24 protein-coding genes are annotated in these 21,736 nt (G+C 71.5%); 7 read left to right on the plus strand and 17 right to left on the minus strand.

Going from position 1 to position 21,736, the window contains the following annotated elements:
* Window positions 1-103 precede the first annotated feature (103 nt).
* From Vse01_RS06315 to Vse01_RS06325, 3 genes are read right to left on the minus strand one after another with little or no spacing between them, the layout of a single operon-like run.
* Window positions 104-766, minus strand: coding sequence for an HAD family hydrolase (locus tag Vse01_RS06315; RefSeq protein WP_093403481.1), 663 nt, complete (start codon window positions 764-766; stop codon window positions 104-106).
* A 38-nt stretch (window positions 767-804) separates the two neighbouring features.
* Entirely contained in the window at window positions 805-1,056 is a 252-nt protein-coding gene (locus tag Vse01_RS06320) for a glutaredoxin family protein (RefSeq protein WP_093403479.1), read from the minus strand.
* On the minus strand, window positions 1,049-2,629 hold the full coding sequence (locus tag Vse01_RS06325) for an AMP-binding protein (protein ID WP_232511196.1): 1,581 nt from the start codon (window positions 2,627-2,629) through the stop codon (window positions 1,049-1,051). Before Vse01_RS06325 ends, Vse01_RS06320 begins: the two co-directional genes overlap by 8 nt.
* 449 nt (window positions 2,630-3,078) lie before the next feature.
* On the opposite strand from Vse01_RS06325, the gene Vse01_RS06330 reads away from it, so the two are divergent.
* The 3 genes from Vse01_RS06330 (at window position 3,079) to Vse01_RS06340 (ending at window position 5,313) form a co-directional block, all read left to right on the plus strand.
* A complete protein-coding gene (locus tag Vse01_RS06330) occupies window positions 3,079-3,225 on the plus strand; it encodes a hypothetical protein (RefSeq protein WP_170863400.1) in 147 nt (48 codons plus the stop codon).
* Window positions 3,222-4,169: an ECF subfamily RNA polymerase sigma factor, BldN family gene (locus tag Vse01_RS06335; RefSeq protein ID WP_093403478.1), complete on the plus strand. Its 948-nt coding sequence runs from the start codon at window positions 3,222-3,224 to the stop codon at window positions 4,167-4,169. The genes Vse01_RS06330 and Vse01_RS06335 overlap by 4 nt, the downstream gene beginning before the upstream one ends.
* Before the next feature lie 283 nt (window positions 4,170-4,452).
* Window positions 4,453-5,313, plus strand: coding sequence for a DUF5667 domain-containing protein (locus Vse01_RS06340; protein ID WP_093403476.1), 861 nt, complete (start codon window positions 4,453-4,455; stop codon window positions 5,311-5,313).
* A 69-nt stretch (window positions 5,314-5,382) separates the two neighbouring features.
* Here the strand turns inward: Vse01_RS06340 and Vse01_RS06345 are convergent, their stop codons facing one another.
* The 12 genes from Vse01_RS06345 to Vse01_RS06400 form a co-directional block, all read right to left on the minus strand.
* The gene (locus tag Vse01_RS06345) at window positions 5,383-6,192 is read right to left on the minus strand and encodes a lysophospholipid acyltransferase family protein (RefSeq protein ID WP_232511206.1); all 810 of its coding nucleotides are present in this window, start codon (window positions 6,190-6,192) and stop codon (window positions 5,383-5,385) included.
* Window positions 6,193-6,353: 161 nt separating this feature from the next.
* On the minus strand, window positions 6,354-7,427 hold the full coding sequence (locus Vse01_RS06350; protein WP_093403475.1) for an NAD-dependent epimerase/dehydratase family protein: 1,074 nt from the start codon (window positions 7,425-7,427) through the stop codon (window positions 6,354-6,356).
* Window positions 7,428-7,544: 117 nt separating this feature from the next.
* Window positions 7,545-7,646 (minus strand): 30S ribosomal protein bS22, encoded by a 102-nt coding sequence (locus Vse01_RS06355; RefSeq protein WP_007465623.1) that lies wholly within the window; start codon window positions 7,644-7,646, stop codon window positions 7,545-7,547.
* A 221-nt stretch (window positions 7,647-7,867) separates the two neighbouring features.
* Window positions 7,868-8,077, minus strand: coding sequence for a helix-turn-helix domain-containing protein (locus Vse01_RS06360; protein WP_007465625.1), 210 nt, complete (start codon window positions 8,075-8,077; stop codon window positions 7,868-7,870).
* A gap of 226 nt (window positions 8,078-8,303) precedes the next feature.
* The gene (locus Vse01_RS06365; RefSeq protein WP_093403473.1) at window positions 8,304-9,488 is read right to left on the minus strand and encodes an ABC transporter permease; all 1,185 of its coding nucleotides are present in this window, start codon (window positions 9,486-9,488) and stop codon (window positions 8,304-8,306) included.
* Entirely contained in the window at window positions 9,485-10,195 is a 711-nt protein-coding gene (locus Vse01_RS06370; protein WP_093403472.1) for an ABC transporter ATP-binding protein, read from the minus strand. Before Vse01_RS06370 ends, Vse01_RS06365 begins: the two co-directional genes overlap by 4 nt.
* Window positions 10,192-11,580 (minus strand): efflux RND transporter periplasmic adaptor subunit, encoded by a 1,389-nt coding sequence (locus tag Vse01_RS06375; protein ID WP_093403470.1) that lies wholly within the window; start codon window positions 11,578-11,580, stop codon window positions 10,192-10,194. The genes Vse01_RS06370 and Vse01_RS06375 overlap by 4 nt, the downstream gene beginning before the upstream one ends.
* Window positions 11,581-11,622: 42 nt before the next feature.
* Window positions 11,623-12,837 (minus strand): hypothetical protein, encoded by a 1,215-nt coding sequence (locus Vse01_RS06380; protein WP_232511195.1) that lies wholly within the window; start codon window positions 12,835-12,837, stop codon window positions 11,623-11,625.
* Between the two features lie 128 nt (window positions 12,838-12,965).
* Window positions 12,966-14,378 carry a hypothetical protein gene (locus tag Vse01_RS06385; protein WP_232511194.1) on the minus strand — a complete coding sequence of 471 codons (1,413 nt, stop codon included), beginning with the start codon at window positions 14,376-14,378 and terminating at the stop codon, window positions 12,966-12,968.
* Window positions 14,379-14,449: 71 nt separating this feature from the next.
* Complete coding sequence (locus Vse01_RS06390) at window positions 14,450-15,028, minus strand: TetR/AcrR family transcriptional regulator (protein WP_093403469.1); 579 nt, start codon at window positions 15,026-15,028, stop codon at window positions 14,450-14,452.
* Complete coding sequence (locus Vse01_RS06395; RefSeq protein WP_093403467.1) at window positions 15,021-15,821, minus strand: alpha/beta fold hydrolase; 801 nt, start codon at window positions 15,819-15,821, stop codon at window positions 15,021-15,023. The genes Vse01_RS06390 and Vse01_RS06395 overlap by 8 nt, the downstream gene beginning before the upstream one ends.
* A gap of 91 nt (window positions 15,822-15,912) precedes the next feature.
* Window positions 15,913-16,833 (minus strand): proline dehydrogenase family protein, encoded by a 921-nt coding sequence (locus Vse01_RS06400; protein ID WP_093403466.1) that lies wholly within the window; start codon window positions 16,831-16,833, stop codon window positions 15,913-15,915.
* Between the two features lie 69 nt (window positions 16,834-16,902).
* Here Vse01_RS06400 and Vse01_RS29260 point away from each other — a divergent pair, with 69 nt between their 5' ends.
* From Vse01_RS29260 to Vse01_RS06415, 3 genes are read left to right on the plus strand one after another with little or no spacing between them, the layout of a single operon-like run.
* Window positions 16,903-17,211 (plus strand): hypothetical protein, encoded by a 309-nt coding sequence (locus Vse01_RS29260; protein WP_232511193.1) that lies wholly within the window; start codon window positions 16,903-16,905, stop codon window positions 17,209-17,211.
* Window positions 17,212-17,213: 2 nt separating this feature from the next.
* Window positions 17,214-18,380 carry a glutathionylspermidine synthase family protein gene (locus Vse01_RS06410; RefSeq protein WP_093403464.1) on the plus strand — a complete coding sequence of 389 codons (1,167 nt, stop codon included), beginning with the start codon at window positions 17,214-17,216 and terminating at the stop codon, window positions 18,378-18,380.
* Window positions 18,381-18,398: 18 nt separating this feature from the next.
* On the plus strand, window positions 18,399-18,956 hold the full coding sequence (locus tag Vse01_RS06415) for a CGNR zinc finger domain-containing protein (protein WP_093403462.1): 558 nt from the start codon (window positions 18,399-18,401) through the stop codon (window positions 18,954-18,956).
* Window positions 18,957-18,989: 33 nt separating this feature from the next.
* On the opposite strand, the gene Vse01_RS06420 is transcribed toward Vse01_RS06415, so the two are convergent.
* Together Vse01_RS06420 and Vse01_RS06425 are read right to left on the minus strand one after the other, a co-directional pair.
* Window positions 18,990-19,796 (minus strand): sugar phosphate isomerase/epimerase family protein, encoded by an 807-nt coding sequence (locus tag Vse01_RS06420; protein ID WP_170863399.1) that lies wholly within the window; start codon window positions 19,794-19,796, stop codon window positions 18,990-18,992.
* Window positions 19,797-19,871: 75 nt separating this feature from the next.
* Window positions 19,872-20,816, minus strand: coding sequence for a Ppx/GppA phosphatase family protein (locus Vse01_RS06425; protein ID WP_093403459.1), 945 nt, complete (start codon window positions 20,814-20,816; stop codon window positions 19,872-19,874).
* A gap of 72 nt (window positions 20,817-20,888) precedes the next feature.
* Between Vse01_RS06425 and Vse01_RS06430 the strand changes: the two genes are divergently transcribed.
* Complete coding sequence (locus Vse01_RS06430; RefSeq protein ID WP_093403458.1) at window positions 20,889-21,698, plus strand: DUF3109 family protein; 810 nt, start codon at window positions 20,889-20,891, stop codon at window positions 21,696-21,698.
* The last annotated feature ends 38 nt before the right edge of the window (window positions 21,699-21,736 follow it).

The following is a 21,736-nucleotide window of genomic DNA, read 5'->3' on the forward strand; positions in this document are numbered from 1 at the left end:
ACTTCTCTGACCAATCACACGCAGCCCCTGGCTCCCATTCCAATTGGCCGATGATGAGGTTATCGCCCCGACACGCCGATTTGGGGGGCCACAAACTTCATGATCAGCGCGGTTTGGCGGTGGGATCGGTGGCGAGGGTCACGGCCTCGGTGAGGCTGTCGGCGACCGGATGGCCGGAGGCGAGCAGTCGGGCGCGGTCGGTGAATCCGCCGGTGTAGAGGACGGCGCGGCCACCGACGGAGCGGGCCGCGTCGGCGTCGTCGAGCGAGTCGCCGATCAGCACCACCGACCGGCCGTCGACGCCCAACGCGTCCAGATGCCGTGCCAGTGACTCTGCCTTGCGGTCGCCGCCCACCTGCGCCCGCAGCCCGTCGACCCGGGCGAACCGGCCGGTCAGACCGTACGTCTCGACGGTGGGTACCAACTCGTCGTGGAACCACATCGACAACAAAGACTGGCTGCCCGACCAGGCCGCCATCGCCGCCACGGCGTCGTGCGCCAGCTCACAGGTGGTCAGACCCACCCGGTACGCGTCGTGGAAGATCTTGTCCAGCCGGCCGAAGGCGTCGTCGTCCACCGCGCGACCGAGCACCTCCGCGTAGTAGTCGGCGATCGGCCGGCGGAACCGGACCCGGTGCTCGTCGGGGGTGACGCTCGGCCCGCCCTCGCTGGCGAACACCGCATTGGTGCAGGCCACCACGAGGCTGAGATCGTTGAGCAGGGTGCCGTTCCAGTCCCACACCAGATGGGGGCTCGCAGGGGTCATCGCCGCACCCTATCCGGCCGCGGGAGGGCGCGAGGGGCTCAGAGCTGCGGGGTGGTCAGGTCGCGCAGCAGCCGTTCCTCCTCGACCCGCCAGTAGCCGTGCTCCCGGCCGTCGAGGAGCACCACCGGCAGCCGGTCGCCGTACTCACGTTCCAGCTCCACGTCACCGCTGACGTCCCGTTCGGTCCACCGGTCGCCGGTGACCGCGACCACCCGATCGAGCGCCGCCTTGGCGTCCTCGCAGAGGTGACAGCCGGGGCGGGTGATCAGCGTCAGGCGGGGTTCACGCATCGGTCTCCTCCGTCGTACCGAGCAGGGTCTTGCGTACCTTCCCGATCACCGAGCGCGGCAGCACATCGACGAACTCGACCTCGGTCGGGCACTTGAATCTGGCCAGATTACGCGTGCAGTGGGCGATCAGCTCGGTACCGGCCACCGTGGCCTGCGGCACCGGCACCACGTACGCCCGGACAGTCTCTCCGGTCCTCGGGTGCGGCACGCCCACTACGGCGGACTCCGCCACCGCCGGATGCGCCGACAACACCAGTTCCACCTCGTGCGGGTACACGTTGAAGCCGTTGACCAGGATCAGCTCACCGACCCGGTCGACCAGGTAGAGATCGCCATCGGCATCGGCGTACGCGACGTCGCCGGTCGCCCACCAACCGTCGGCATCCGGTCCGCCCGCGCCGTCCGGCCAGTATCCCGAGAACAGATTCGCGCCGCGGACCACGAGTTGACCCGGATCGGTGCCCGTAGCCGGATCGGTGAGATCCATCTCGTCCGGGTCATCGTCGGGCGCGGCGACCCCGTCGCGCCACAACTCCGTACCGTCCGCCCCGACCAGCCGCACCTGCACGCCGGGCAAGGGACGGCCGATCGATCCGGGCCGGGGTTCGCCGCCGACCAGGGTCGAGGTGAGCACCGGCGCGGTCTCGGTCAGGCCGTACCCGACGTGCACCGGACGGCCGGCGGCCTCGGTGAAGCGGGCCGCGTCGGCCGGCTCCAGCGGCGCCGCGCCGCAGACCACGATCCGCACCGCGGTCATCGCCGCGGCGAGGCTTTCGGCGTCCGCCCGGGACCAGGTCTGCACCATCGACGGTACGCCCACCAGCACGCTCACCTGGTGCCGGGCGATCTCGGTGAGCGCCGCGTCGGCGCCTGGATCGTCGACGAGCACCCCGGTCGCACCGTGGTGGATCACCGCGCCCAGCCCGGCATTCAGCCCGTAGGCGTGAAAGAGCGGCAGGGCCAGCAGCACCCTGTCGTCGGGGCCGACCACCGGCGGCTCGATCCGGTCGACCTGCTCGTGGTTGGCCGCCAACGCCCCGTGCGAGAGCATGGCCCCCTTTGGCCACCCCGAGGTCCCCGAGGTGTAGAGCAGCACCGCCAGGTCGTCGGCGCCCCGGACCGGAAACCTCTGGTCGCCTCCGGCGGTCGGCGCGCTGGTGTGTACCGCCACCAACGCGGGCAGATCCAGCTCCCCGACCAGAGCCCGGATTCGCTCGGTAGCGATCAGCACCGACGCTCCCGAGTCCGCCAGGACGTGTTGCAGCTCGCGGGCGGTCAGGCCGGGGTTCACGGGTACCGCCGTCATGCCGGCCCGCAACGCACCGAGCAGGCTGATCACGAAATCCGGCACGTTGGGGAGCGCCACGGCGACTCGCGCGCCGGGCCTGGTCGCATCGGCCCCCGGCAGCGCGTCGGCAAGCGCCCGGGCCGTACCACTCACCGCCTCGTCCAGTTCGGACCAGGTGATCGTCCGATCCTGCCAGTGCAGTGCGGGCTTGCCGGCGTACAGCTCCGCCGCCCGGCGGAGACGGTCGGCGAGGTTGGGACCGGAAACCGAGTCAGGATCCTGCACGGTGGCTGAGTCTGGCACAGCCGGGTCCGCACGGCCACGCCCGCGAACCACCGGCCGCACCCGGAGGAACGCGCCAGCCGTCCCGCAGGGTCCGGTGAGTCCCGTGCACGGAACCGGACCACGTCACCGACGGTGCGGCACGGCCGCGACGACAACGCACCGCAGGTGTCCCGCTCCGGTTCCGGCACCAGCCTCCACCGGCCCGGGACGCCGACCGTCGATCCGCCCCCTCACCAGCACGAACAGCGGCTCCACTGGGGATCAGCCGGACCGCCGGTTGTCAACCACACCCGACGGACAACCGGTCCGCCAGGTCGGCGACACGTCGGGAAATACTTCGGCCCTGTGTAACGGACTTGCCACGCGCGGGTGACGTTGGCCCTATCATCACTCGGGTCGGCTCACCCCATTTGCCGTGAGTCGACACCCCTCAGCCCGAGGAGGCCCCCGTGCCGTTGAGCGCATTGGACCAGCACCTCAAGGGGATCTGCCGCCCGCCGGCACACCCCGGAGCCAACCTGCCCGACGGGGCGACGACCGGGCGACCGGCCGTCGCCAGCCCGCCGGCCACCGGCGGAACGGAGGCGGCGCGATGACCACCTTCGGCTTCGCCGAACGTCCGGTCGGCCTGACCGGTCCGGCCGCCCGCACTCCGATCAACGAACGCGGCGGTGCCCACAGTGCCCCGGACGCGTCGGCCAACCTCGCCGTCCGGGGCGACGGTACCGCGCGTCGGGTGGGCAGCCGGCCCCATCAGAACGAGCCGCCGCATCGACCACCCGTGCCCGGGGGAAACGCCAAACCCGCTGGCGGCCGGGTCGCCTCCCCGAACCGGCCGACGATGCCGGCCCAGGCCCGGCGCAGCGGGGATGCACCGGTCACCGAGGTGTCCACCACCGAGACGGCGATCCTTCCGGCGGTGCCCGAGACCACCGGCACCTCGACCGGGTTCCCGAGCCGTCCGGATCCCTCCGACCCGGCGACCGAGGTCTGGGCCCTCGTCGAACGCGCCCAGGCCGGTGAGGCCGAGGCGTTCGGGCTGATCTACGACCGCTACGTGGACACCGTTTTTCGGTTCGTCTACTTCCGGGTCGGCAATCGACAACTCGCCGAGGATCTCACCTCGGACACCTTCCTACGCGCACTCAAGCGGATCGGCAGCTTCACCTGGCAGGGCCGCGACCTCGGCGCCTGGCTGGTCACCATCGCGCGCAACCTGGTCGCCGACCACTTCAAGTCGGGCCGGTACCGGCTGGAGGTGACCACCGGCGATGTCCTCGACGCCGACCGGGAGGATCGCGGTCCCGAAGGCAGCCCGGAGGCGGCGGTGGTGGAGCACATCACAAACGTCGCCCTGTTGAGTGCGGTGAAACGCCTCAACCCCGAGCAACAGGAGTGCATCGTGCTCCGCTTTCTCCAGGGCTTCTCGGTTGCCGAGACCGCCCGGGCGATGGGCAAGAACGAGGGCGCGATCAAGGCGTTGCAGTACCGGGCGGTGCGGGCCCTGGCCCGGCTGCTCCCGGACGGATTCCAGCCGTGACCTCCCCGGCACCGCGACGAGGGTCGTCCGGCCCGGCCGAATCCCGAGCATTCTCGACCTGACAGCGATCACTTTGCGTAATTTCGGCACCGGCCGGGCCGTAACCCGCCCCCGGCACGGCGCGTTTCTCCGGGTGCGACCGGTGACAGGTCGGGAACCCACGGGGTCCTCGGATGATCTGCGACGGAGCCGACGACGGCCCTCCGCCGTGATGTCACGGGATCATCGGTCGCTGGCGGTGAACACGGCCGACCGGCCGTGACCAGCGAGAGGAGGTGCCACGGTGGACAACGCCCTCTTCTCCCGTCGGCGCGCCGAGCGCTTCGCGCAGCTTCTCGACGAAGCAAACGGCGGCCGACGTCATCACGTGCGATCCAGGGACGACGATCGGCTCGCGCCGCTCGTGACGCTCGGTCGTCACCTCGGCGTCAACCCGCCGGCGGCCGAGGTCGACCCGGAATTCCGCACCGGCCTGCGGGCCATGTTGCTGGCCACCGCTGCTCGCGAGGGCATCGGGACGCCTGCCGCGGCCCGGCCGGCCGAGAAGGCAGCTTCCAGTCGTGGGTCGCTACTGCCCGCGGTGACTGCCCGCCGGGCCCGCGCCCGCGGTGCGATCCTGATCGGCATCGCCGCCGGTGCGGTGGCCGTTTCCGGCATCTCGGCGGCCAGCGAGAACGCGGTGCCCGGTGACGCGCTGTACGGCATGAAGCGAGGCACCGAACGGGCGCAACTCGCGCTCACCAGTTCCGAGATCAGCCGGGGTCAGCTCTTCCTCGACTTCGCCCGCACCCGACTGGCCGAGGCGGCCACGTTGCGGAGCAACCCGAGCGGCTACAGCGCCGTGTTGGACGACATGGACGCGGACACCCGGCAGGGCGTACGCCTGCTCACCGGAGCGGCCGCCCAGCGTTCGGACCCTGCAGCGCTGGCCGCGGTCGACGCCTTCCTCACCGACCAGCGGCGTTCGCTCAACGCGCTGGAAGGCCGGGGCTCCCGGACCGACCGGGCGCGCACCAGCGAATCGCTGGCGCTGCTCGAGTCCGTCGCCGACCGGGCCGACGCCATGCGCGCCGCCATCGCCTGTGGTCAGGAGCTCACCGTCACCAGCGACACGCTCGGCCCGATCCCCGCCATCTGCTCCTGACCGGGCGGGCACCGCGAGCCCGCCGGGAAGTCGGCACGGCGTCGGGCAGCCGGTCACTGTCGCGGTCGGTCAGGGACCGAACGGGTCGGGTCGACGCTTCAGCAGCTGGTGCAGGGTCTGCTGGATGGTCTCCCGTACCTGGTCGGCAAGGTTGAACACGACAAGCGGGTCGTCCGCCGAATCCATCAGGTGCTCAGTCGGGATCGGCGGGCAGAACTCGATCAGCCACTTACTCGGCAACGGCACCATGCCCAGCGGCCCGAGCCAGGGGAAGGTGGGTGTCACGGGAAAGTACGGAAGCTTGAGCAGCCGGGCCAGTGGCTTGATGTCGGCGAGCATCGGGTAGATCTCCTCGCCGCCGACGATCGCCGCCGGAATGATCGGGGTGCCGGTGCGCAGCGCCGCCGAGACAAAACCACCCCGCCCGAAGCGTTGCAGTTTGTACCGTTCCGCGTACAGCTTGCCGATGCCCTTGAAACCCTCCGGGAAGACACCCACCAGTTCGCCGTGGCGCATGAGCCGCTCGGCGTCCGGGTTGCACGCCATCGTGCCGCCGGTCTTACGGGCGATCTCGGAGACCACCGGCATCCGGAAGACCAGATCCGCACCGAGCAGCCGCAGGTAGCGGTGCTCGGGATGCTCGTGGTGCAGCGCAGTGGTGAGCATCAACGCGTCCAGGGCCACGGTGCCGGAGTGGTTGCCGACGATGAGTCCCGCCCCATCCGCCGGCACGTTCTCCAGGCCGGTGACCTCGGTGCGGAACCAGTCACGGTAGAGCCGGCGCAGCAGCGGATGGAAGACCGCCGAGGTCAGGTCACGGTCGAAGCCGAACTCGTCCACCTCGTAGTCGCCGGCCAGCCGTCGCCGCAGGAAGGCCAGTCCGGTGGCGACCCGGCGGTCCCAGACGTCGCCGCCCGCCTGGTCCGGTACGCCCGGGCGGTGCCCGTTGCGCCGCGCCGGGTCCGCATCGGGGCTCACCGGCGCCGGCACCACGTACCGGTCGTCGAGGCCCCCCTCGTCATGCCGTTCCTCGGGCTCGGTCACGACCGCTCCCGGACGGCGGCGCGCACCTGCCGGATGTTGTTCAGCACCAACTGCTCGGCGGCGGCCAACTGGTCCCGGGTCACCACGGCACGCCCGTGGTGCGCCCGGATGAAATCGTCGAAGGCGGCGGCGGTCGAGCGGGGTGTGAAGGCGAACTCCCGTTCCAGCCGGGAGATGTCCACCACCCGGCCGTGCACGAAGAGGTCGACCTGGTCGAGACCGTAACGGCCGAACCCCATCACCCGGGCGAGCGCGACAGCGCCGGACAGGCCCGGCTCCAGCACCGGCACGGCGACCCGCCCGGCTCGGCGGATCGCCTGCGACAACGCGAGCACCCCCGGCCCCGCGACGTTGAAGGTGCCGGAATGATCCTCGACCACTGACCGGTGCAGCACCTCCAGCGCGTCCTCGAAGTGCAGGAACTGCAGTCGAGCGTCCCGGCCGAAGATGGTGGGCACCACCGGTTGCGCGAAGTAGCGGGTGAGCGTGGTGTCCGCCGTCGAGCCGATGAACGGCGCGAAGCGCAGCACGGTGGCGGTGACGTCACCGCGCCGACGACGGAAGCCTCGGACGTACCCCTCGATGTCGAGGATGTCGCGACCGAAGCCGCCCCGCGGCACCTCGCGCGGCTCGGTCTCCTCGGTGAAGACGGCCGGATCACGGAACGAGGCACCATAGGCCGCAGTGGAGGAGCGGATCACGATCTTGCGCAACCGTGGTGCGCGCTGGCATGCGGCGAGCAGTTGCATGGTGCCGATGACGTTCTGCTCTTTCATCGCCGCCCGGCCACCGTGCTGCGGATCGGGGGAGCTGACCAGGGCCAGATGCACCACGGTGTCCACGTCGAGGTCGGCGAGGAGGCCACCGACCGAGCCGGCGTCGACCCGGATCCGCTCCACCCGGTCGAGCAGGACGTCGATGTCGGGCCCCGGCTCCGGCTGGTCGATGCCGATGACCCGGTCGATCCGCGGGTCGTCGGCGAGCCGGGCGGCGACGTGCGCGCCGAGATAGCGGCTGACCCCGGTCACGACGACGACCCCCGGAGGGCTCTGGGAGCCACCGGGGGTCATGTCTGGCACCTACCCCGGCAGGTGGGACCGAGCCGGGGCAGCCACGGCCTGATCACCTGAGCCTCCGAGGGTCGACAGTTGGCGAGGGACGGATGCCGGGACCAGGCCCGGCATCGGTCACTTACCGAGACGGCGACGCTGGACGCGGGTCTTGCGCAGCAGCTTGCGGTGCTTCTTCTTAGCCATGCGCTTGCGGCGCTTCTTGACCACCGAGCCCATACGACAGCCTTTCGATGCAACGTGCGGCGCGACCGGGAGGACACCACGAACCCGTGGCGTCAGCGACCGCTTGCGGACAGGGATCGGACCGGCGGGAAGGGCGGCGGAGCGCACCAGCGGTCACGATCGGAGTCCAGCGTAGCGGGACTGCGTCAGCAGGACCAACGCGCCCCCGCTCGATGCCCCTTCCGCCGGGTCGCCTGGCCCGGCCGCACCAGGGGTCAGGCGGTCTCCTGGAAGGCGCCGCGCAGGTACTCGTGCACCGCGTGCTCCGGCACCCGGAACGACCTGCCCACCCGTACGGCGGTCAGCTCGCCGCTGTGCACCAGGCGGTAGACCGTCATCTTCGACACCCGCATGACCGTCGCCACCTCCGCGACAGTCAGGAACTTGACCTCCGACAGCCGACCGTCGGACTGCGACCCGGCCATGGCTCACCCGACCTATCCCATGCCCGGCGCGTGCCGCCACACGGGTCCTCCCGCGCGGCCGGCGACGCGCGTGTTACCAGTACGGTAGCGGGACGGCTGTGACCGGCGCGATCCCTTCCTGCAACTGATCATGGATCGGGCCCGGGCTGGTGACGAAAAACCCCTGGTCGGGTGCCGTACCCGGGATTTCGGCAACGATCAACCTCGGCCGCGGGTATCGGGGATGTCACTCGGTGCGCAGGGCCACCACCGGGTCGAGCCGACCGGCCCGCTGCGCGGGTACCACCCCGAAGACGATGCCGACAGCTGCCGAGACGCCGAACGCCAGCGCCAGCGACCACCAGGTCACCGCCGCCGGTATGGGTGAGACGGCGGCCACCAGTAGTGCGCCGCCCACCCCGAGGGCCATCCCGGTGAGTCCACCGACGGAGGTCAGCAGCACCGCCTCCAGCAGGAACTGAACGCCGATGTCCCGGGGACGGGCGCCAACCGCCTTGCGCAGCCCGATCTCCCGGGTCCGTTCCCGGACCGAGACCAGCATGATGTTGGAGACGCCGACCCCGCCGACCAGCAGCGAGATGCCCGCGATGGCGGCCAGTACGCCGGTCAGGATGCCGAGGATGTCGCCCAGCACACCGAGGATCTGCTCCTGAGTGACGGCACTGAACTCGGTGCCGGGGTGCCGACCGTTCAGCTCGGCCACGATCCGCTCGCCCAGTTCGTCGATTCGTTCCCGGTCCGGCGCCTTCACCGCGATGGCGTCGACCCGCTGGGTGCCGTAGAGCCGTTGCGCCGCCGTCACCGGTACGTGCACCTCGTCGTCCCGGTCGACGCCGAGGCTCTGCCCGAGCGGGACGAAGACGCCGATCACCCGGAAGCGGACGCCGGCCACGTTGATCTGCTGGCCGACCGCCTCCCGATCCGGGAAGAGGGACCGGGCCACCGAGTCGCCGAGCACCGCGACCCGCCGGCCGGTGTCCACGTCGGATCGGGTCAGGTACCGCCCGCGGGCCAGTTCCCGGGCGAAAACGGTGGGGGTCGTCTCCAACACCCCCTGGACGGTGGTGAAGTCCTCCCGGTTGCCGGCCCGCACGGTCGCACCCGAGGCGACCGTCACGGCCACCCGGTTCGGATCACCGACCACCCGGCCGACCGCGTCCACGTCCTGAAGGGTGAGCGGGGAGAGCGCCGGAGCACTGCCCACGTCCAGCCGCCCCGGCACGACCAGCAGCAGGTTGGAGCCGAGGCCCTCCACCTGCTGTTCCACCCGCTGCTTGGTGCCGGTCCCGATGGCCACCAGCAGCACCACGGAGGCCACCCCGATGACCACCCCGAGCATGGTGAGGGCGCTGCGCATCCGGTTCGCACGCAGCGCGTCCCACGCCACCCGCCACGCCTCGGCCAGCCTCACGCGCCGCCCCCGCCGTCCGTCGCGCTGTCGGTGACGACCACGCCGTCCCGCATCGCGACCCGTCGCCGGGCCCGGGCCGCCACCTCCGCGTCGTGGGTGACCATCACCAGCGCCACCCCGGACTCGACGTTGAGCCGTTCCAGCAGTTCCAGCACGGCGGCGCCGGTGGTGCTGTCCAGGTTGCCGGTCGGCTCGTCGGCCAGCAGCACCGTCGGGTCCGTGACCAGCGCCCGCGCGATGGCGACCCGCTGCTGCTCACCGCCGGAGAGCTGGTTCGGCCGGTGGTGCAACCGGTGCCCCAGGCCGACCCGTCCCAGCATCGCGGCGGCGCGCTCACGCCGCTGGCGCGCGCCCACCCCCCGGTACACCAGCGGTAACGCCACGTTGTCCACGGCTGAGGTACGCGGCAGCAGGTGGAACGCCTGGAACACGAAGCCGATGGTCTCGTTGCGCAGCCGGGCCAGCTCCGGGGCGGAGAGCGTGCCCACCTCCCGGCCACCGATCACCAGCCGGCCGCCGCTGGGCCGGTCCAGACCGCCGAGCAGGTGCATCAGCGTGGACTTCCCGGATCCGGAGGGCCCGGTCAGCGCCACGTAGTCCCCGGCCGCGACGGTCAGCGACACCCCCCGCAGGGCGGGCACGGAGACCCCGTCCAACTCGTACGTCCGGGACACGTCGAAAGCCTCGATCGCCGGTGCCCGGCTCACCCGATCTCCTGGCCCTCGCGGACCTGGTCGGTACCCCGGACGACGATCCGGTCGCCGGCCTGCACCCCGTCGACGATCTGCACCAGGTCCTGGCCCTGCACGCCGACGGTGACCACCGCCCGGTCGGCACGGCCGTCGCGGACCAGCCACACGGTGTCCCGGCCGTCGACAGAGAAGAGTGCCGACGCGGGCACGGTCACCGCGTCCGCCTCCTCCCGGACCCGCAGCCGCAGCACCGCGTTCATCCCGGGCCGCGGCGCGGGCGCCGGCTCGGCCTCGCCGTAGCGGCCGGCGCCGAGGGCGAGTCGCACCCGGTAGCTCACCCCGCCCCGCGCCGACGTGGTGGGCAGCACGTCGATCGAGCGGACCGTCGCCTCGTAGGTGGCACCGGTGACGGCGTCCAGTTCGACGGTCCCGGTGAGCCCGGGCCGGACCAGCAGCACGTCCGTCTCGTCGACCTCGGCGAGCAGGCCCAGGTCGCGGGTGTCCACCACGGTCAGCACCGGGGTGCCGGCGCTGACCCGACCACCCACCGGGATCGCGGTGTCCACGCCGGGCGGCGGGCCGGCCGGCGCGCCGAGGGCCCCCGGGTCGATCCCCGCCGGCACCCCGCCCGACTCCAGCAGCCCGGCGAGCGCCCCCGCCGAGCCACCGCCGGTGCTGACTCCGCCAGGTTGCACGACCCCGGCGATAGGCGCGCGCAGGGTCAATGCGTCGACGGTCGCCTTGGCCAGGTCGTACGCCTGCTGGGCCTGAAGTCGCTGGGCGGTGGCGAGCGCGCCGACGGCGGAGTTCAGGTTCCGGACACCGCGTTGCACCTCCCGTACCGCCTGGTCGGCGGCTCGGGCCGCCGAGTCGTACCGTCGCTGTGCCGCCTCGACCTGGGTGAGCAACGCCTTCCGGAGTTTTGGATCGCTGATCTTCGCCGCCGCGGCACGGGCGGCGGCGTGCGTCTCGTCGGCGGCGCGGTCGGTGACACGCAGCGAACCGGCGAGGTTGCCGCCGCCACCGCCGGCACCGGCGCGCTTCGCGGCGGCCAGGGCGCTGCGCGCCTGGCGCAGCCGTTCCCGGGCCGACGGTGAGCTGATCACGGCGAGCACCTGGCCCCGCTTGACCCGCTGGCCCGGCTGCACCCGGAGGCGCGCCAACGTGCCGTCGGCCGGGGCGGTCAGGGTGGCCGCCGCCCGCGCGACGACAGTGGCGGGGGCGTCGATCTCCTCCGCCACGGCGGCCCGTGCCGCGGCGGCGAGCGTGATCGACGGTTCGTCGCCACCGCAGGAGGCAGCGGTGGTGAGGGTCAGGACGGTGACGGCGAGCAGGACGGTGAGCAGGCGGAGCCGCGGGGCTGGCAGCCGCGGCGAGTCGGGGCGGCGCACGCGACACATGCTACGAGCCCCTGTCGATGTCGACCCGGCCAGGGCACCAGGTCAGCGCACGGCCTTGCGGATGTACGCGACGCACTCCTTGTGCAGCTCAGACCAGGGCACGCCCAGCAATTCCTCGGAAGTCTGGGCAGGTCGACGGCCTTGGTGCACCACAGCTTTGAAGAAGGGGAGCAACCGCTCAGCACCGAACCGCTCCATGAAGTACCCCACGGCGAGATACGCGATGCCGTACGTTCCGTTCACCTCTTCGTCCGAGAATTCGGCAGTCGGGTAGAGGTCGTCGAACCTGCCGTCCCAGTCGCCGCGCACCAGCCGCCGGGTTTCGGCGAGCGCGGGGTAACGGGCGATCGGTTGACCGTTCGCCGCCGCGTACTCGGCCAACCCGTCAACCAGCCACCAGGCCGAATCCTCCCAGTAGCCGTCGTGCATCGTCGCCGCGTGGGTGAACTCGTGCCGGAGCACCTGGTCGAGGTAGGGGCCGTAGTACAGGCTGTCCGGCCCGAGTACGACCTCGTGGTGGCCGCCGCCGATGCCTATCGCCGTACCGATCCCCCATTCCGGCTGTTCGCCGCCGTACCAGCTCTGCCATTCCTTCTTGCCGGCATAGAAGACCCGATACCGGTCCGGCGGCGTGCCGTCCACCGCGTACCGATCGGCCACCCTGGCTGCCGCCTCGGCCTGCAGCAGCAGGATCGGCAGCAACTCGCGATGCTCCCGTACGGTCGCCACGAGAGTTCGTTTGCCCACCACCACGGTCAACTCGCTGATCTCCCAGGGCACGTTGCCGGGCTGACCGCTGGCTTGGCCGAGCACGTCCGGGAAGGGCTTTGACCTCTCGATCTCCAGCAGCCGCGGCTCCGGCCCGTCGCTCCACCTGGTGTCGACAACCATCGGGCTGAGCTGGCACGAGGCGGTGACGAAGCAGTAGTTCATCGAGACACGCATCCGCCACTCGCCCGCCTCGCCCGCCCTGGTGGGCAGGCCGCTCGGGCTGGCCACCCAACGGGCCACCCGCAGCGCTCTGAGCGAGTCGTACCGGCGGCGCAGCTCGGTGCGCGCGGCTGCGGTTTCGGCGATCGCCAGAAACCCGGCCCGGTCCCCGTCGAGCAGGGCGGCCGCCTGACGGTTCAGCTGCGCGCCGATCCGCTCGGCGAGCTGCCGGGCTGCCGCAGTGGTCGGGTTCTCGGTCGGGTCGGCCGACTCGCTCGATGCGCCGTCGGCGCCCTCGCGACCGGACCCGATCATCAGTACCGTCACCGCCGGCAGGCTGCAAGCCACCAGCAACACGACCACAAGCAGCGCGGCCCACACTCCCCAACGCCGCTGAGGTCGCCCGGGGGCCGGAACCGGCGGATCAGCAGGAACCTCTGAACCTGTCATGCCGGTCACCGCACGGCCTTGCGGATGTACGCGACGCACTCCTTGCGCAGGCTCGCCCAGGACTCATCGAAGATCTCCTCGGTGGTCTGCGCCGGTAGCCGCAGGTCGTGGACCACCGCTTTGAAGAAGGCGAAGGCCCGTTCCTCGCCGAAGCGGTCGACCAGATGCCGGAAGGCGAGGTACGCGATCCCGTAGGTGCCTGCCACCTCCTCGTCGGACGCGTCGTCGGCGGGTAGGAGCTTGTCGAGCTTGCCGTCCCAATCGCCTTTCACCAGCCCTCGGGTGGGTACCAGTCCCTCGTACCGGGTGACCGGCTGGCCATCCGCACCCGCGTGCTCGGCCAACCCTTCGATCAGCCACCACGCCGAGTCGTCCCAGTAGCTCTTGTCGGGCAGCGAGGCGGCGTGGGCCAACTCGTGGCGAAGCACCTCGTCCAGCCCGGGACCATAACCGAGCGTCTCGGGCGCCAGCACCACCTCGTGGTGACCGCCGCCGACGTTCACCGCGTACCCGGCACCCCATTCCGGTTGGTCACCGCCGTACCACCGGTCCCACTCTTTCGGCCCGGCATAGAAGACGCGGTACAGGTCAGGTGGCGCACCGGCCACGACGTAGCTGTCGGCCACCTTCGCCGCCGCCTCGGCCCGCTTCAGCAGTCCCGGCAACCGATCCCGGTGAGCCGGGGTGCTGGCCACCATCACGCGCTTGCCGACCAGGACGGCAAGCTTGCTGACCTCCCAGGGCAGGACGCCCGGCTGACCGTTGTAGCGGCCGTTCACATACGCCGAGGACTTCGACTTCGGAAAGGTCAGCAGCCGGGGTTCCGCGCCGTCACGCCACCGGGTCTCGACCGCCATCGGGCTCGGTTGACAGTTCGGTACGACGAAGCAGTACTGGAACTCGATCGACACCCGCCATTCGCCTGCCCGACCCGCGGAGGTGGGCAGGCCACTCGGGCGTCCCTGCCAGTGCGTGACCCGCAGCGCCCTGAGCGCGTCGAACCGACGGCGCAGATCTGGGCGTACGGCTGAAGACGCGATCGCGGCGAACCCGGACCGGTCGCCGCCGAGCAGCGCGGCGGCTTGTTTGTCGAGTTGCGCGGTGATCCGTTCGGCGACCTGTCGGGCGGCGACGGTGGTCGGGTTCTCCGTCGGTGAGGCGGCGGTCGCCGGCTCACCGACCTCGACATCGGACACTCCGCCGGTCAGCAGCACCACCGGTACGCCGACGCTCAGCGTCAGCACCACCGCGACCACCGCGGCCCACAGTGGCCATCGGCGACGCGGCCGGCTGTCGGGAGTCGGGCCGACGGGCGGCACCCCCACCGCCGGGAGTTGTGCCGGCTGCGCCGTCACCTCGTCCGGTGTCGCACCGGTCGGCGCTGGCTGTTCGTCGCCCTCAGGGCCCCCGTGATTCACCGGCGCAGGGTAAGGCCTGTGGTGGTGCCGACGGAAGAGTGATCATCCGGCCGTTGCCACGGTTCGTACCTTCAGGCAGGGCCGGGCGCGGGCCAGGAACGGAACGCCACGCCCAGCGCGGCGATCATCTGGTCGAAGGAACTGTCGAGTTCGCGCGGCAGCCCGAAGTCGCCGGCCGCCTCCAGCGAGACGAAACCGTGCACGGCTGCCCGGAACATCCGGACCCCGTCCACCGCAGCGTCACCGTCGATGCCGTAACCCCGCAGGATGGCGTAGACGACGCCGACCGCCCGCTCCCCGGCAGCCAGGTGCGCCGGGTCGGCCGGATCCGGTACCCGTTGGGTGGCGGGATAGCGACCGGGGTGCCGCCGGGCGTACGAACGGTAGGCGGCGGCGGCGGCCCGCAGTGCGTCCTCGCCGCTCCGGCCGGCGGCGGCGGTGGTCATCTCCTCGGCGATCTCGGCGGTGGCCAGCGTGGACAGTTGCTGCGCGAGCGCCTCGGCACCCTTGATGTGCTTGTAGAGGCTGGGCAGCGCCACGCCGAGCCGGTTCGCCAGCGCGGCGAGGGTGAGCCGGTGATATCCGACCTCGTCGACCAGCCGGGCCGCCTCGCGCACCACGATCTGCGCGTTGAGCCCGGCCCTAGGCACGGTTGGCCGCCGCCAGGAAGCCGACCAGTTCGTTCGCCATCGCCTCTGGACGGTCGGCGTGCGGGTAGTGCCCGGCGTCGGTGAGCATCCGCGCCTCGGCGACCGGAAAGAGCCGCCGGGCGGCCCGCGCCTCGGCACCCGGGTCGGGGAAGTCGGGGTCCTTCGTGCCCATCAGCACCAGCACCGGCTGACGCACCTGCGGGGCGCGGGCGGTCCAGTGCGGCTGCACCGGGTGGATGACGCCCCGCACGGGCACCATCCGGCCGGGGCGACGCAGTGCCGTCACCAGTTGCCGGCGGTACTCCGCGTCGTCGGCCGGACGGTGCACCGGGAAGAGCGTGCGGTGGAACAGGCCGAACAACCGTGGACTGCGCAGCACCACCGTCTGGGCCAGCCGCAGGAACGGGCTGAGCTTCGGCTGGTTGACGAACGCGCCGACCAGCACGATGCCGTTGACCAGGTCCGGTGCGTCGGCGGCGGCGAAGACCACGGCCGCGCCGCTGGACGAGTTGCCGACCAGGACGGCCGGACCGCCACCGAGGTCGCGAACCACCGCGAGCAGGTCGCCACCCACCTCCGCCGGGGCGTACGACGGCCAGTCGGCGCTGGAGTCGCCGTGCCCGCGTACGTCGATCGAGGCGACCCGGTAGCCCGCCGCCACCAGCAGCGGAATCAGATGCCGGTAGGAGTGCCGGTTCTCTCCCATGCCGTGCGAGAGCACCACAAGCGGCCCCTGCCCGTGCACCTCGTACGCGATCCGGCCGCCGGCACGCTCCACCAAGCTAGCTGTCATAGCCAGAAGGCTAATGGCATTAGCCGACGACGTCAAGGCTGCGCCGCGCACCGCCGACCGGGTCGATCGGCGGTACGGGTGCGGGCGAGGGTTACTTCTTGGAGGCGAGCGCGCGGGCGAAGAAGGCCAGGTTGGCGGGGCGCTCGGCGAGACGGCGCATCAGATAGCCGTACCAGTCGTCGCCGTAGGGCACGTAGGTGCGCACCGTGTAGCCCTCGCCGACCAGGCGGGCCTGCTCCTCCGGCCGGATGCCGTACAGCATCTGGAACTCGAAGCGGTCGGGGCCACGGTCGAACCAGCGCGCCCGGTCCTCGCCGATGGCGATCAGACGCGGATCGTGGGTGGCAAGCATCGGATAGCCGTCGCCGGACATCAGGATGTTGAGGCACCGGACGTACGACTTGTCGACCTCGCGGGCCGACTGGTAAGCCACCGACTCCGGCTCCCGGTACGCGCCCTTGCACAGCCGCACCCGTGACCCGGCCGACGCCAACTCCCGGCAGTCGGACTCGGTACGCCGCAGGTATGCCTGCAACACCGCCCCGGTCGACGGGTGGTCCTTACGGAGCTTGGTCAGGATGTCCAGGGTCGAGTCGGTGGTGGTGTGGTCCTCCATGTCGAGGGTGACCGTGGTGCCCGCCGCCTCGGCGGCGGCGCAGATCGCCCGGGCGTTGTCGTAGGCGAGTTGCTCGTCGAACGCCTGGCCGAGCGCGGAGAGCTTCACACTCACCTCCGCGGCGGGCGTCAGCTTCGCCTCGGCGAGCATTCGCAGCAGTGTGAGGTACTCGTCCCGGGTGGCGTTTGCCTGTTCACCGGTGACGGTGTCCTCGCCGAGATTGTCGAGGGTGACCGCGAGACCGTCGTCGACGAGTTCGCGGGTCGCGCGCAACGCGTCGTCGGTCTTGGCGCCGGCGACGAACCGGCGGACGACGTCCCGGGAGAACGGGGCCGTCGCGACGAGCCGCTCGACCCGGGATGACCGGGAGGCGGCGAGGATGACGGAACGGAACATGAGCCGAGCGTAACGCCCACCCGACCGCCAGGTACGTTCCCCGTCCGCCCCGGGCCCGGGGCGGACGGGATGGCGTTCATCGGTTACAACCATGTCGTGGAACAACGCCCTCGCCGCCGACTCCGATCGGCCTCCGTACAGCTCGGCGCGATCACCGCTCTGGCGCTCGCCCTCTCCGGCTGCAACATGACCTCCGACGACGACGATGACGACTGCGCCCTCGGCCCGACCGGCGGCGGCGAGACGGTGGCTCTGGCCCTGCGGGTGCCTGCCCCCGCCGCCGAGACCAGCGTCGGTCGGGCCGCGCCCGAGCCGGTCGGCGCGGCCGTGCCCGACCGGGGCGGCTTCGGCACCCACCTCGCCTCCTGCGGCGGCTGAACGTGCGTCGCGAACCGACCACACCGCGCCCCGACTGGGACACCACCATCCGTGAGCAGGGCCTGGTCTACGTCGACACGGAACTGCCCGACGGCGGAGTGATGTCGTACTGGGACGAGACCGCCGCGTACGCCTTCAAGCTGGACGAGGTGCTGCGGCTGGAGGAGGCCACCGAGGAACTGCACCGGATGTCGGTGGCCGCCGCCGAACACGTGGTGGCGCGCAACCGGTACGCCGAGTTCGGCATCCCCGAGTGGGCGGCCGAGGCGGTCGCCCGCTCGCTGCGGGAGACGCCACCGACCCTCTACGGCCGTTTCGACCTCTGGTACGACGGCAGTTGGCCGCCGAAGCTGCTGGAGTACAACGCCGACACCCCGACCGCGCTGGTCGAGGCGAGCATCATCCAGTGGTACTGGCTGGAGCACACCCGACCGGACCTGGACCAGTGGAACAGCCTGCACGAACGGCTCGTCGGCAGCTGGGCGAAGATCGGTGCCGGGCTGCACGACCGGCGGGTGCACGTGGTCTGGTCGAACGAGGAGGAGACCGGCGAGGACCACATGACCGCCGGCTACCTGGCCGAGACCGCCCGCCAGGCGGGGCTGGACGTCGAGCTGCTGCCGATTCAGGATCTCGGTTGGGACGGCCGACGTTTCGTCGACACCGCCGACCGCCCGGTCACCACCTGCTTCAAGCTCTATCCGTGGGAGTGGATGCTCGCCGAGCCGTACGGCCCGCTGGCGCTGGAGCCGGGCACCCCGACCACCTGGATCGAGCCGGCCTGGAAGCTGCTGTTGTCCAACAAGGCGCTGCTGGCCGTGCTCTGGGAGCTGTACCCGGGGCACGAGTTGCTGTTGCCGGCGTACCTGGACTCGCCGCGCGGGATGCCCGAGTACGTGGCCAAGCCGCTGCTCGGTCGGGAGGGGGCCGCGGTGCGGATCGTCACCCCCGGCGAGGAGATCAGCAATCCGGGGGACTACGGCGACGAGGGCTTCTGCTACCAGGAGTTCCGGGCGTTGCCCGAATTCGCCGGGAGCCACCTCGTGCTGGGCAGTTGGATCGTCGACGGGGAGTCGGCGGGGGTCGGGCTGCGGGAGAGCGCGAGCCTGATCACCGACGGCTACGCGCGGTTCCTGCCGCACTACATCGATGCGCCACGCCCGGGTTGAGTCGTCTACCGTTGGGGCGTGAACTTCGACGCGTACGCCCGGACCGGGGTTGACCTCGTCAACGCGCGCCTGGACGACCTCGACGATCTGCGCGCCATCTTCTGCGACGACCAGGAGTGGATGCGCCACGAGGTCGCGGAACGGGACCTGCCGACCTTCCGGCGCGCGCAGAAGCGACTGCGCGACGTCTTCGAGTACGGCACCTCGGGGCGGGACGTCGAGGCGGTGGGCGAGTTGAACTCCCTGCTGGAGGCATTCCCGGTGCAGCCGCGCATCTCGGGGCACGACTCCAGCGACTGGCACATGCACGTGACCAGCCGGGGTGCATCGGTCAGTTCGGAGTATCTGGCCGGCGCGGTGTGGGGCCTGTCGGTGTGGCTGTGCGAGTACGGCAGCGCCCGATTCGGCGTCTGCGCCGACGACCGCTGCGGCAACGTCTACCTGGACACCTCATCGAACTGCTGCCGGCGGTTCTGCTCGGAGCGCTGCGCCACCCGCTCGCACGTGGCCGCCCACCGGGCCCGCAAGCGGGCCGCCGTGCCCAGCCAGCCGGACCCGCTGACACCGGTTTCCTGACCTGGCGTGGCCCGGGACGGTCGGAACCGATGCTCAGGCGTCGACCGGGGACGGCGTGCTGAGGTGCTGACGGGCGAACGCCAGCGCCTCGCGCAGATCCGCCTCGCGGACCTGTCGGCTCTTCGCACCCCGGGTGGTCACCTCCACCGCCACCGAGCCGGTGAAGCCCCGCCCGGCCAACGAGCGCAGCAGCTCGGCGCAGGGCTGGTTGCCGCGTCCCGGCACCAGGTGCTCGTCGCGTCCCTCGCCGGTGCCGTCACCGAGGTGCACGTGCGCCAGACCGTCGCCCATCCGGTCGGCCATCGCCAACGCGTCGGTGTGCGAGGCCGCGCAGTGCGACAGGTCGAGGGTGTACGAGGCGTAACCGGCTTCGGTGGGATCCCAACCGGGCACGTACGGGACGAACTGGCGGCCGGCCATCCGTACCGGGTACATGTTCTCCACCGCGAACCGCAGGCCACCGAACTCGCCGGCCACCCGGTCCAGCCCTTCGGCGAAGCCTCGCGCGTAATCCCGCTGCCAGGTGAACGGCGGGTGCACCACGACGGTCGGCGCTTCAAGCGTCTCGGCGAGCACCGCCGCCCGGCGGAGCCGCTCCCACGGATCAGGGCTCCACACCCGCTGCGTGACCAGCAGACACGGAGCGTGCACGGAGAGCACCGGCACCCCGTAGTGATCGGAGAGTCCGCGCAGCGCGCCCGCGTCCTGGCTGACCGCGTCGGTCCACACCATCACCTCAAGGCCGTCGTAGCCGTGGGTCGCGGCCAGCTGAAACGCCGCCGCGGTCCGCTCAGGGAAGACCGAGGAACTGGACAGGAGCACCGGGACGCGGGAAGTCACACCACCGAGGGTAGCCGCCGCGCATTCAGACACCCTGACGAGAGTACGTAAATCGGACAGCGAGGACGACGGGGATCACACCGGAGCCAGTCGATCCATCCGGCTGAGAATCACGCCCTCCCGCAGTGCCCACGGACACACGTCCAGGGAGTCCACGCCGAGTCGACGCATCACCGACTCGGCGACCACGGCACCGGCCAGCAGCTGGTGGGCACGCCCGGCGCTGACCCCCTCCAACTCGACGAGCTGCGCCGGTGGGATGTGCCGGATGAAGCCGAGCACCTGTCGCAGCCCGGACCGGGTGAGTCGGCGTCGGGCCCAGAGCCCGGCACCGCTGGGTGCCGCACCGGCGAGCCGGGCCAGCGTACGGAAGGTCTTGGAGGTGGCCACCGGCCGTTCCCAACCCACCTCGGTCATCCGCTCGACCACCGGATCGAGGTGGGCGTCGACGTACTGCCGCAGTTCCTCCACCGTCTCCGGTGCGGGCGGGACGGTGCTTTCCGGATCCACCCCGAGCCGGTCGCGGGTCAGCCGACCGGCGCCCAGGGGCAGCGACACCGCGACGTCCGGGTCCTCGTCGATGCCGGCCGCGATCTCCAGCGAGCCGCCACCGATGTCCAGCACCAGCAGCCGCCCGGCGGACCAACCGAACCACCGCCGGACCGCGAGGAAGGTCATCCGCGCCTCGTCGGCGCCCGAGAGCACCTCCAGCCGTACGCCGGTGGAGTCCCGCACCCGGGTCAGGACGTCGGCCGCGTTGGTGGCGTCACGCACCGCGGAGGTGGCGAAGGCGATCAGGTCGTCCACCTCCAGGCCGGCAGCCGACGTACGCGCCGCCTCGACCGCCTTGACCAGGGCGTCCGCGCCGGCCTCGCGGAGCGCGCCGTCCGGGCCGATCTGCTCGGCGAGACGCAGCACGGCCTTCTCCGAATGCGCCGGCCACGGGTGCGCGCCGCGGTGGGCGTCGACCACCAGCAGGTGCACCGTGTTGGAACCAACGTCGAGGACACCCAGTCGCATGGAAGAACCCTAGGCCCACCCGGTTCGCGTCACTCGGCGACCTGCCCGCCGCACCGCGCGTACGCTGGCCGGGTGACAGGGCAGATCGAACTCCGCGTGCTGGTGGACGACCCGACCGACCCGCGCAGCCGGGAGGTGCCGCTGGACTTCCCCCGGGAGTGGATCGAGTTCGTCGACCCGGCGGACGAGCGGCATCTGATCCGGGCCGACCTCACCTGGTTGCTGTCCCGGTGGACGTGCATCTTCGGCCGGGGCTGCCACGGCATCATCGCCGGCCGGTCGGCCGACGGTTGTTGCTCGCACGGCGCGTTCTTCACCGACTCCGACGACGAGTCGCGGGTACGGGCCGCGGTGAAGCGGCTGACCCCGCAGACCTGGCAGCACTATCGGCGTGGGTTCAAGAACTGGACCGAGAACGACACCGTCGACGGCAAGAACCCGGCCCGGCGGACCGCCACCCGGGAAGCGGACGGGCCCTGCGTCTTCCTCAACGACGCGGACTTCCCGGGCGGGAGCGGCTGCGCGCTGCACGCCCAGGCGCTGCGCGACGGGGCGCATCCGCTGGAGTACAAGCCGGACGTGTGCTGGCAGCTGCCGATCCGCCGTGATCAGGAGTGGGTGAAGCGGCCGGACAACACGAAGGTGCTGGTGTCCACGCTTGCCGAGTTCGATCGGCGTGGCTGGGGTGCCGGTGGGCACGACCTCGACTGGTGGTGCACCTCCTCCACCGACGCGCACGTCGGGGCCGACCCGATGTATCTGTCGTACGCCCCGGAATTGACCGCGCTCATCGGCGAGCCGGCGTACGCCAGGCTGGCCGAGCTGTGCGCGGCGCGGACCCGGCAGGGCCTCGTCGCCCCGCACCCGGCAGACGGCGCCTGACACGGAGTCCGCCTGCCGGTCGCTGACGGCGCGCCGGA

This window comes from Micromonospora sediminimaris, assembly GCF_016863575.1.
Classification (GTDB): Bacteria; Actinomycetota; Actinomycetes; order Mycobacteriales; family Micromonosporaceae; genus Micromonospora; species Micromonospora sediminimaris.